We start from the raw sequence: 9,896 nt of genomic DNA, 5'->3' as shown, positions 1-9,896 counted from the left end.
CGGCACGCCGGCGGGAAGGCCCTCCAGCGTCGCGACGAGTGCGGGGCCGTGGGACTCCCCCGCGGTCAGCCAACGCAGCCTGCTCAACGATGCTCCTCAGTGCTCGCGCCCTGGTACTGCCCTGCGTACGCGCGTCCTCGCGTACGGCGACGGCCCGACCGGGTGCGCGGCCCCGGTCCGCCGTCTCCGATCCTCCCACGTCCGGGTGGTGAACCCGGCCGCCGGTCCAGCAGACGGACGCGGACGTGGACCGGGTCAGCGCTCGGCGAGCGCCTTCTCTCCGGCCCGGCGCATGGCGTCCAGCGGCGCCGGGGCGCGGCCGGTCATCTGTTCGACCTGGAGCACGGCCTGGTGGACCAAGAGGTCCAGGCCGCTCACCACGGCTCCCCCGAACATGGACCAGCGCGCGGCCAGCGCCGTGGGCCAGGGGTGGTAGAGGACGTCGAAGAGGGTGGTGGGGCGCTCGGGTACGGCGGCGGCGAGGGCGTCGGTGGTGCCGGCCGGGGTGGTGGCGATCACCAGGGGGGCGTGCAGGGCCTGTTCGGCGTCGCCCCAGTCGGCGGTCCGAACCTCGACGTCGAGCCGCTCGCCCCAGTGCCGCATCTCGGCGGAGCGCTCCTCGCTGCGGACGTAGGCGACGACCTCGCCGGTGCAGATCCGGGCGAGCGCGGCCAGCGCCGAGGAGGCGGTGGCGCCGGCGCCGAGGATCGCGGCGGAGTCGACCTGTTCGATGCCGTGCTCACGCAACGCGGCGACCATGCCCGGGATGTCGGTGTTGTCCCCGAACCGTCGGCCGTCCTCCGTGAAGACGACCGTGTTGACCGCGTCGACCGAGGCGGCCGTCTCACTGATCTCGTCGACCAGCGGGATGACCGCCCGCTTCAGCGGCATGGTCAGCGACAGCCCCGCCCACTCCGGCCCCAGCTGCCCGAGAAAGCCGGGCAGCCGGGTCTCGTCGACCTCGAAGCGCTCGTACGACCACCCGGTGAGCCCGAGTTCGTCGTACGCGGCCCGGTGCAGCACCGGGGAGAGCGAGTGAGCGATGGGCTTACCGAGCACGGCGGCCCGACGGGCGTCAGTGGCCCGAGTTGGCATTGAACTTTTCCTTGAGCTTCTCGAATTCGGCGTTGGTCTTGGCGAATTCGGTGTTGTTGACGCCGTCGGTCGCCACGAAATACATCCAGCCGTCGTCGGTCGGATTCATCGCCGCCTTCAGCGCTTCGTCGCCGGGGTTGCCGATCGGGCCGGGCGGAAGGCCCTTCTGGGTGTAGGTGTTGTACGGGTCCCGGTTGCTGTTGATCTCCGACTCGCTGATATGGATGTTGCTCGTGCCCTTCAGGTAGTTGAAGGTCGAGTCGAATTGGAGCAACTGGTTCGTCTCGGTGTTCGTGGGCTGGAGACGGTTGTAGATCACTTCCGCCATCTTGCGGAAGTCGTCGTGTGTCTTTCCTTCGGCCTGGACGAGGCTCGCGACCGTGATGAGCTGCAGCGGATTGTCCAGGTCGTACTTCTTGGCCTGTGCCGCGAGGTCGTAGGGGGCGTATTCCTCCTTGGCCGCGGCAACCATCTGCTTCAGGATCGCGTCGGGCTTCATGCCCTTCGCCGCTGGATAGGTGCCCGGGAAGAGGAAGCCCTCCAGTGGGTCCATGATCTTGCTGTTGGTGTTCGCGTAGCTCGGCAGACCGAGGCTCTTGTATTCGGTCTTGGCGACCTTCCTGGTGGTACCCGAGGAAAGGCCGAGCTGTTTGTCGAGAGCCACGTAGACGGCCACAGCGCGCTCACCCGGCTTGACGATCACGTTGCTCTGGCTCTTCGGATCCAGCATCAACTGCACGGCGCTCGCCCCGGACATCTCCTTCTTCAGGAGATAGGCACCGGCCTGAATCGTTTTTCCGTCGGGGTTCTGCGACTGGGCGGCCACGAACGCGTCCACGCTCTTGACGACGCCGGCTTCCTCCAGCCGACGGCCGATCTCGTATCCGCCCGCGCCCTTCGGGATCTCGACGGTCACCGAACCGTTGCCGCTGCCCGCGTAGTCCGGGGCCGGGCCGAAACGATTTTGGTAGAAGTGCCAGCCGTAATAGCCGACCGTGGCCGCACCGCCGCCGAAGACCAGGCAGACCACCAGACAGGCGCACCCGTTGCGGCGCTTCTTGGCGCCCTTGCCGCCCTTCGCCTCCTTGCCGCGGCCACCACCGCGGCGCCCTTTCGGGTCGTCGTCATCCTCGTCGTCATCGTCGTCGGCGCCCGTGAAGAAGGGGTGCTGCTCCTCCTCGACTCCGGGCTCCGGCTGCGGCTCCGCCTCCGGATCGCGCCGCCGGCCGGGCGGCTCCGGCGGCGGGTAGGCGTCCTCGGTGCCGTAGAAGTCGGGCTGCTCCCCGCCGTACGCCACCGGCTGCTGGCCGTAGGGGTCGCCCGGGTCGGCGGCGTAGGGCACCTGGCCGTGGGTGCCCGTCGCATCCCAGCCACCCTGGTGGTACTGCTGCTGCGCATGGCCGACGTACTGCTGGTCGTACTGCTGGTCGTACTGCTGCTGACCCTGTCCGTCGGCGTACCGAAGCTGGCCCTGCTCGTCGTAGTACGCGTACTGCTGTTGGCCGTGGTGCTGGTCGTACCCGCCCTGGGGGTGCTGGCTCCAGTCGCCGTACTGCTGCTGCGACTGCTGCGGGTAGTGCTGCGGCTGGCCGCCGTAGGGGGACTGCTGACCCACGTGGGCCTGCTGTCCTCCCCATCCGTCGTCCCCGTACAACGGGTCCTCCGGATGCCACGGTTCGGAGCCTGGGCCCCGGCCATACTCAGTCATCGATCCCCTAGAGCCGCGAGGCGGCGAGTCACGCGGCTGGTGGGCCGGTCGACCGTTCCGCCTCTTGCTGTGCGGTGGCTGTTCGAAAACCATCGCATCGCGCGGAACGTTACCGTATCGCGATCAGATGACTACTTCGACGCCCTCGCCGGGTGGTTTACCTGACACCCGTTCGGATTCCAGCGCCTGCTGGAGGATGATCACAGCGGCGGCCTGGTCGATGACCGAGCGGCCCTTCTTGGACTTCACCCCTGAGGCTCGCAGTCCCTGACTGGCCGTCACGGTCGTCATCCGCTCGTCGACCAGCCGGACCGGCACCGGTCCGATGCCCTTGGCCAGCTCCTGGGCGAAGGCCCGGACCTTGACGGCGGCCGGGCCCTCGCCTCCCTTGAGGGAGCGCGGGAGTCCGACGACGACCTCGATCGGTTCGTACTCCTCGACCAGTTGCCGCAGCCGGCGGTGGGCGGCCGGGATGTCCCGGCCGGGGACGGTCTCGACGGGGGTGGCCAGGATCCCGTCGGGGTCGCACGAGGCGACCCCGATCCGGGCGTCCCCGACGTCGACGGCGAGCCGACGCCCTCTGCGCATCTTCTTACCGTTTCTTACTTGGCGGTCTCGGCCACGAGACGCTCGACGGCGTCGATGGCCTCGCCCACGGCGGCCGGGTTCTGGCCGCCGCCCTGGGCGACGTCCGGCTTGCCGCCGCCACCGCCGCCGAGCGTCTTGGCGGCGGTGCGGACCAGGTCACCGGCCTTGAGGCCGCGGTCGCGGGCGGCGTCGTTGGTGGCGATGACCGTGAGCGGCTTGCCGTTGCTGACCGTGAACAGGGCGACCACGGCGGCGCGCCCGCCCTGGATGCGGCCGCGCACGTCGAGGACGAGCTTGCGCAGGTCGTCCGGGGTGGTGCCGTCCGGGACCTGCCCGGTCACCACGGCGATCCCACGGACGTCCTTCGCGGAGTCGACCAGACCGCCGGCGGCCTGCAGCACCTTCTCGGCGCGGAACTTCTCGATCTCCTTCTCGGCGTCCTTCAACTTGCCGAGCATGGTGGAGACCTTCTCCGGAAGCTCCTCCGGACGGCCCTTGATCAGCTCCTGGAGCTGGGCGACGACCGTGTGCTCACGGGCCAGGAAGTTGTAGGCGTCGACGCCGACGAGGGCCTCGATACGGCGGACACCAGAGCCGATCGACGACTCGCCGAGCAGCTTCACCAGGCCCAGCTGGGCGGTGTTGTGCACGTGGGTGCCGCCGCACAGCTCCTTGGAGAAGTCGCCGATGGTCACCACGCGGACCCGCTCGCCGTACTTCTCGCCGAACTCGGCGATGGCGCCCTGCTTCTTGGCCTCGTCGATGCCCATGATGTCGGCGCGCACGTCCAGGTCGCGGGCGAGCACCTCGTTGATCTTCTGCTCGACGTCGGTCATCACGGCCGTCGGGACGGCGGACGGCGAGCCGAAGTCGAAGCGGAAGCGGCCGGGCTGGTTCTCCGAACCGGCCTGGGCGGCCGTCGGGCCGAGGGCGTCGCGCAGCGCCTGGTGGGTGAGGTGGGTGGCCGAGTGGGCACGGGCGATGGCGGTGCGGCGGCGCTGGTCGATCGCGGCGTGGGCCTTGGCGCCGACCGTCACCTCGCCGAACTGGACGACACCCTTGTGGACGTAGACGCCCGGGACCGGCTTCTGGGTGTCGCGGATCTCGACGACGGCACCGGAGTCGACCTTGATCCGGCCGGTGTCGCCGATCTGACCGCCGCCCTCGGCGTAGAACGGGGTGCGGTCCAGGACGATCTCGACCTCGTCGCCCTCGGTGGCGGCCGGCGAGGAGACGCCGTCGACCAGGATGCCGACGATCGTGGTCTCGCCCTCGGTGTCGGAGTAGCCGATGAAGTCGGTCTCGCCGGTCTTGTCGGCGATCTCGCGGTAGGCGCCGGCGCCGGCGTGCCCGGTCTTCTTGGCCTGGGCGTCGGCCTTGGCGCGGTCCCGCTGCTCCTTCATCAGGCGGCGGAAGCCGTCCTCGTCCACCGCGAGGCCCTGCTCGGCGGCCATTTCGAGGGTGAGGTCGATCGGGAAGCCCCAGGTGTCGTGGAGCAGGAAGGCCTTGTCACCGGCGAGGACCGTGCCGCCGGCATCCTTGGTCTCGGTGACGGCGGTGTCGAGGATGTTGGTGCCGGCCTTCAGCGTCTTGAGGAAGGCGTTCTCCTCGGCGACGGCGACCTTCTCGATGCGCTCGCGGTCGGTGACCAGCTCCGGGTACTGCTGCCCCATCATCCTGATCACGGTGTCGATCAGGTCGAGGACGACCGGGCCGGTGGCGCCGAGCAGCCGCATGTTGCGGATGGCGCGGCGCATGATGCGGCGCAGCACGTAGCCGCGGCCCTCGTTGCCGGGGGTGACGCCGTCGCCGATGAGCATGACCGACGTGCGCATGTGGTCGGTGACCACGCGCAGCGAGACGTCCGAGCCGTGGGCGTCGCCGTAGGCCACGCCGGTCAGCTCGGTGGCCTTCTCGATGACCGCCATCGAGGTGTCGATCTCGTACATGTTCTGCACACCCTGCAGAATCATGGCGAGGCGCTCCAGGCCGAGGCCCGTGTCGATGTTCTTGCTCGGCAGCTCGCCGAGGATCTCGAAGTTGTCCTTGCCGATGCCCTCGCCGCGCTCGTACTGCATGAAGACGAGGTTCCAGATCTCCACGTACCGCTCGTCGTTGACGGCCGGGCCGCCCTCGACGCCGAACTCGGGGCCACGGTCGTAGTTGATCTCGGAGCAGGGGCCGCAGGGTCCGGGGACGCCCATGGACCAGTAGTTGTCCTTCATGCCGAGGCGCTGGATGCGCTCCTTCGGCACGCCGACGACCTCGTGCCAGATGCGCTCGGCCTCGTCGTCGTCCTTGTAGACGGTGATCCAGAGCTTCTCCGGCTCCAGGCCGTAACCACCCTTGTCCTGGGGCGTGGTGAGCAGCTCCCAGGCGTACTTGATGGCGCCTTCCTTGAAGTAGTCGCCGAAGGAGAAGTTGCCGCACATCTGGAAGAAGGTGCCGTGCCGGGTGGTCTTGCCGACCTCTTCGATGTCGGGGGTGCGCACGCACTTCTGCACGCTGGTGGCGCGCGCCCACGGCGGCTTGACCTCACCGAGGAAGTAGGGCTTGAAGGGCACCATGCCGGCCGGGACGAGGAGCAGAGTCGGGTCGTCCGCGATGAGCGACGCCGAAGGGACGACGGTGTGACCGCGCTCCTCGTAGAAGCTCAGCCAGCGGCGGCGGATCTCTGCCGACTCCATCAGTGGTCCTCATTCCGGTCGTACGAGTACGTCGTGTTCTCGATGTACTTGGGGTTGCTGCGGTTGTTCTCGATGGCGGCGAGCCGCCGGGGCGCGGGGAGTTCGGGGTCCGCGTTGATGCCCAGCGCGTCCCCCAGCTCCGCCTCCCGCTGAGCCATGTTCTCGCGGACGTCGAGCGCGAAGCCGATCGCCCGGTCCTTGATCCGGTGGCCGGTCTCCAGCGCCTTGTTCGCGGCGGTGGCGGCGAGGCTCTCCGGGGTCAGCTGCCTGAGCTTGCGGTTGACCTTGGTGGTGGCCCAGACACCGGCGGCGACACCGGTGGTGAACCAGAACGTACGGCGGAACATCTGCCTGGCTCCTACTTTCCCCGGTTCTTCCGCCGTGCGGCGGGCACGGTGCGGCCCAGGATCACGGTACGCCCGGGCTCCCGGGCGGGCACGTCCGCCTTGCGGCCGGTCAGTGCCCGGCGCACGCCGTAGCCGAACGCCGCGACCTTGACCAGCGGGCCGCCGAAGGTGGAGGCGACGGTGGTCGACAGCGCGGAGGCGTTGGAGGTGACCTCCTGGACGTCGGAGGCGATCGCGTCGACCCGGTCGATCTGGGTCTGCGCGGAGCGTACGGCCGCGGAGGCGTCGGCGAGCAGCGGGACGGCCTGGTCGGTCACATCCGCCACGAGTTTGGTGGTCGCCCTGAGCGTCTGGGCCAGCCTCACGAGAGCCACCGCGAGGAAGGAGACCAGGATCGCCCAGAAGACGGCCACCAGGATGCCGGCCACCTCTCCACCGGACACTGCGCGCACCTGCTTCCCGCTCTTCCGCGAAAATCAATTGAGCACTGAGCCTATCGCGCGGGGCGTCGGGCTCCGTACCGGATTACCGCGCGCGAGCGGCTGAGTTCCGGGAATCGATTGTACGGACCGAATACGGTTAAGTACGCTCCGTGTCCCATGCGAGGTCCTCAGCGCCCCGGCCCGTCGGCGGACGGCAATCTTCCCCTGGAACTGACCGCGTTCGTGGGCCGCTCGGCCGAACTCGGCGAGCTGGCCCGGGCCCTGGAGTCCGGCCGGCTGGTGACGGTGACCGGGGTCGGCGGGGTCGGCAAGTCCCGGTTGGCGGCCCGGGCGGCCGCCGCGGCGGCGCCCCGGGACGGGGTGTGGCGGGTGGAGCTGGCCGCGGTGCGCGATCCGGAGTTCGTGGAGTACGCGGTCGTGGAGGCGCTGGGCCTGACCGACCACACCACCCGGCTGCCGCGCGAGGCGCTCCTGGAGCACCTGGCCGGCCGACGTTGCCTGCTGCTGCTCGACGGGTGCGAGCACCTGGTCGACGGGTGCGCGGACCTGGTGGCCGAGCTGCTGCGGCGGCTGCCCGACCTGACCGTGCTGGCGGCGGGGCGGCGGCCGCTGGGCGTGGCGGGCGAGCGGCTGTTCCCGCTGGCGCCGCTCGGCGAGGACGAGGCGGTGGAGCTGTTCGTCGAGCGCGCCGGGCGGCAGGGGCTGGACGTCCGGGACCGTGCGGAGGTACGGGAGGTGTGCCGGCGTCTTGACGGGATCCCGCTGGCGATCGAGCTGGCGGCGGGCCGGCTGCGGGTGTTGTCGCCGGGGCAGCTCCTGGAGCGGCTCGACGACCGGTTCCGGCTGCTGACCGGCGGCGGGCGCGACGGCCTGCCCCGCCATCAGACGCTGCGCACGGCGATCGGCTGGAGCCATGAACTGTGCACCCCCGCCGAGCGGTTGCTGTGGGCGCGGCTGTCGGTGTTCGCGGGGACCTTCGACCTGGAGGCCGCCGAGTACGTGTGCGGCGGGGACGGGCTGTCGTCCGAGAACGTCCTGGACGTGCTGGCGGAGCTGCTCGCGCAGTCGGTGGTGTCCCGGGAGGAGACCCCGACGGGTGTGCGCTACCGGATGCTCGACACCGTACGGGCGTACGGCGCCGACTGGCTGGCGGCGACGGGGGACGCGGGGCGGCTGCGGCGCCGGCACCGCGACTGGTTCATGGGGCTGGCGACCTGGTGCGAGCTGGACTGGTTCTCGCCGCGGCAGGGCGAGGCGGCCGCGCGCGTCGAGGCCGAGCTGCCGAACCTGCGGGCCGCCCTGGACCACTGTCTGACCGAGCCGGACGAGGCGCATCTGGGCCAGTATCTGGCGGGCTCGCTGTGGTTCTACTGGGCGGGCTGCGGGCGGCTCGCGGAGGGGCGGCGCTGGCTGGAGCTCAGTCTGGAGCTGGACTCGGAGTACCCGCGGTCCCGGCTGAAGGCGCTGTGGGTGCTCGGCTACGTGACGATCCTGCAGGGCGACGCGGTGCCCGCGCTGGCCGCGCTCCAGGAGTGCCGCGAGGAGGCCGAGCTGGTCGCCGACCCGACGGCGGTGGCGTACGCGGAGCACCGCACCGGCTGTCTGGCCCTGGTCACCGATGACATGGCCCGCGCGGAAACGCTGCTGTGCTCGGCGCTCGGCCGCTACCGGGACATCGGCGAGCTCAACAGCAACGTCCTGATGGGCCAGGTCGAGCTGGCGATGACTCGGGCGTTCCTCGGCGATCTGCCGGAGGCGGTACGGCTGTGCGAGGACGTGCGCCGGGTGTGCGAGGACCACGGCGAGCACTGGGCCCGGTCGTACGCGCTGTATGTGCTGGCGTACGCGGCCTGGCGGGACGGCGACCACGCGGGCGCCCGCGAACTGCTGACCGACTGCCTCGGCCATGCGCACGGCTTCCACGATCTGCTGGGTTCGGTGCTGTCGATCGAACTGCTGGCGCTGGTGACGGTGGCCGAGGGCGATCCCGCGGAGGCGGCGGTGCTGCAGGGCGCGGCGGGGCGGATGTGGCCGTCGGTGGGGCTGCCGCTGTTCGGCTCGGCCTACTACAACGCCCCGCACGAGCTGTGCGAGGCGACGGCCCGGCGCGCGCTGGGCGAGGAGCGGTACGCGGAGTGCGTACGGCAGGGGGCCCGGCTGGACCGGGAGGCGGCGGTGGCCCGGGCGCTGGAGTACTTCGGAGTACGGCCGCTGGACGCGCTGCCGTCGCCGCGCGGGCCGGTACGGCAGCGGGAAAACGGTGCCGGTACGCGGAAGCCCGCCGCCTCGCCCACCCGGAAGGGCGGGGAGACGGCGGGCTGACGCTGGAGTGCTGCGCCGGGGCTGGGATCAGCGGGCGTAGTACTCGACGACGAGCTGCTCGTCACAGATGATCGGAACTTCCTTGCGGTTCGGCTCGCGGTCCAGGCGGAACGCCAGGGCCTTGAGGTTCACCTGCAGGTAGCGCGGGATCTCGCCGTCGGGGGCGAAGCCACCCTCACGGGCGATCTGGAAGAGCGTCTTGTCCTTCGAGCGGTCGCGGACCTGGACGACGTCGTCCGGACGCACGCGGTAGGACGGCTTGTCGACCTTCTGACCGTTGACCTGGATGTGGCCGTGGACGACCATCTGGCGGGCCTGGTAGATCGTGCGGGCGATGCCCGAACGCAGGACCAGCGCGTCGAGACGACGCTCCAGCTCGATGATCAGGGCCTCACCGGTCTTGCCCTGCACCTTGGAGGCACGCTCGTAGGCGCGGACGAGCTGGCGCTCGGACACGTCGTACTGCGCGCGCAGACGCTGCTTCTCGAGCAGACGGACCTTGTAGTCCGAGTTCTGCTTGCGGCCGCGGCCGTGCTCACCCGGCGGGTAGGGACGGGCCTCGAAGTACTTGACGGCCTTCGGGGTCAGCGCGATGCCGAGGGCACGCGACTTCTTGACCTTGGGGCGGGACTGGTTCGCCACTTGTCTCTTTCTTCCTTCTGATATCCGGCTCGTCAGGGTTAAGGGAGGTCGCAATCCGCAGCCG

9 protein-coding genes are annotated in these 9,896 nt (G+C 70.2%); 1 reads left to right on the top strand and 8 read right to left on the bottom strand.

Going from position 1 to position 9,896, the window contains the following annotated elements; all coding sequences use genetic code 11:
- The 7 genes from ABZ642_RS32620 to ABZ642_RS32590 all read right to left on the bottom strand — a co-directional run.
- Positions 1-87 (bottom strand): chorismate synthase (locus ABZ642_RS32620; RefSeq protein ID WP_158693198.1); only part of this gene is annotated, 87 nt, incomplete at its 3' end.
- Between the two features lie 168 nt (positions 88-255).
- Entirely contained in the window at positions 256-1,095 is an 840-nt protein-coding gene (locus ABZ642_RS32615; protein WP_360490390.1) for a shikimate dehydrogenase, read from the bottom strand.
- Positions 1,076-2,803: an endolytic transglycosylase MltG gene (mltG, locus tag ABZ642_RS32610; protein WP_360490388.1), complete on the bottom strand. Its 1,728-nt coding sequence runs from the start codon at positions 2,801-2,803 to the stop codon at positions 1,076-1,078. Before mltG ends, ABZ642_RS32615 begins: the two co-directional genes overlap by 20 nt.
- Positions 2,804-2,926: 123 nt before the next feature.
- Positions 2,927-3,391 carry a Holliday junction resolvase RuvX gene (gene ruvX, locus ABZ642_RS32605; protein WP_360490386.1) on the bottom strand — a complete coding sequence of 155 codons (465 nt, stop codon included), beginning with the start codon at positions 3,389-3,391 and terminating at the stop codon, positions 2,927-2,929.
- 14 nt (positions 3,392-3,405) lie between these two features.
- Entirely contained in the window at positions 3,406-6,078 is a 2,673-nt protein-coding gene (alaS, locus tag ABZ642_RS32600) for an alanine--tRNA ligase (RefSeq protein WP_360490384.1), read from the bottom strand.
- The gene (locus ABZ642_RS32595) at positions 6,078-6,425 is read right to left on the bottom strand and encodes a hypothetical protein (protein ID WP_360490382.1); all 348 of its coding nucleotides are present in this window, start codon (positions 6,423-6,425) and stop codon (positions 6,078-6,080) included. Before ABZ642_RS32595 ends, alaS begins: the two co-directional genes overlap by 1 nt.
- Before the next feature lie 11 nt (positions 6,426-6,436).
- Positions 6,437-6,877, bottom strand: a complete 441-nt coding sequence (locus ABZ642_RS32590; protein WP_360490380.1) for a DUF948 domain-containing protein — start codon at positions 6,875-6,877, stop codon at positions 6,437-6,439.
- 147 nt (positions 6,878-7,024) lie between these two features.
- Here ABZ642_RS32590 and ABZ642_RS32585 point away from each other — a divergent pair, with 147 nt between their 5' ends.
- Positions 7,025-9,190 carry an AAA family ATPase gene (locus ABZ642_RS32585; RefSeq protein ID WP_360490378.1) on the top strand — a complete coding sequence of 722 codons (2,166 nt, stop codon included), beginning with the start codon at positions 7,025-7,027 and terminating at the stop codon, positions 9,188-9,190.
- 27 nt (positions 9,191-9,217) lie between these two features.
- Here ABZ642_RS32585 and rpsD read toward each other — a convergent pair whose 3' ends face one another.
- On the bottom strand, positions 9,218-9,832 hold the full coding sequence (gene rpsD / locus ABZ642_RS32580) for a 30S ribosomal protein S4 (RefSeq protein ID WP_351320142.1): 615 nt from the start codon (positions 9,830-9,832) through the stop codon (positions 9,218-9,220).
- Positions 9,833-9,896: the final 64 nt, after the last annotated feature.

Origin of the sequence: Streptomyces sp. NPDC007157 (genome assembly GCF_040634235.1) — a bacterium.
Classification (GTDB): Bacteria; Actinomycetota; Actinomycetes; order Streptomycetales; family Streptomycetaceae; genus Streptomyces.
The sequence above is the reverse complement of the archived record's forward strand: the minus strand, read 5'-3'. Positions and strand labels throughout refer to the sequence as shown.

What these genes read in the sequence shown, in the direction of transcription:
- ABZ642_RS32615 (WP_360490390.1), bottom strand. Translation starts at nt 1,095, where the DNA reads ATGCCAACTCGGGCCACTGACGCCCGTCGGGCCGCCGTGCTCGGTAAG.
- mltG (WP_360490388.1), bottom strand. Translation starts at nt 2,803, where the DNA reads ATGACTGAGTATGGCCGGGGCCCAGGCTCCGAACCGTGGCATCCGGAG.
- ruvX (WP_360490386.1), bottom strand. Translation starts at nt 3,391, where the DNA reads ATGCGCAGAGGGCGTCGGCTCGCCGTCGACGTCGGGGACGCCCGGATC.
- alaS (WP_360490384.1), bottom strand. Translation starts at nt 6,078, where the DNA reads ATGGAGTCGGCAGAGATCCGCCGCCGCTGGCTGAGCTTCTACGAGGAG.
- ABZ642_RS32595 (WP_360490382.1), bottom strand. Translation starts at nt 6,425, where the DNA reads ATGTTCCGCCGTACGTTCTGGTTCACCACCGGTGTCGCCGCCGGTGTC.
- ABZ642_RS32585 (WP_360490378.1), top strand. Translation starts at nt 7,025, where the DNA reads ATGCGAGGTCCTCAGCGCCCCGGCCCGTCGGCGGACGGCAATCTTCCC.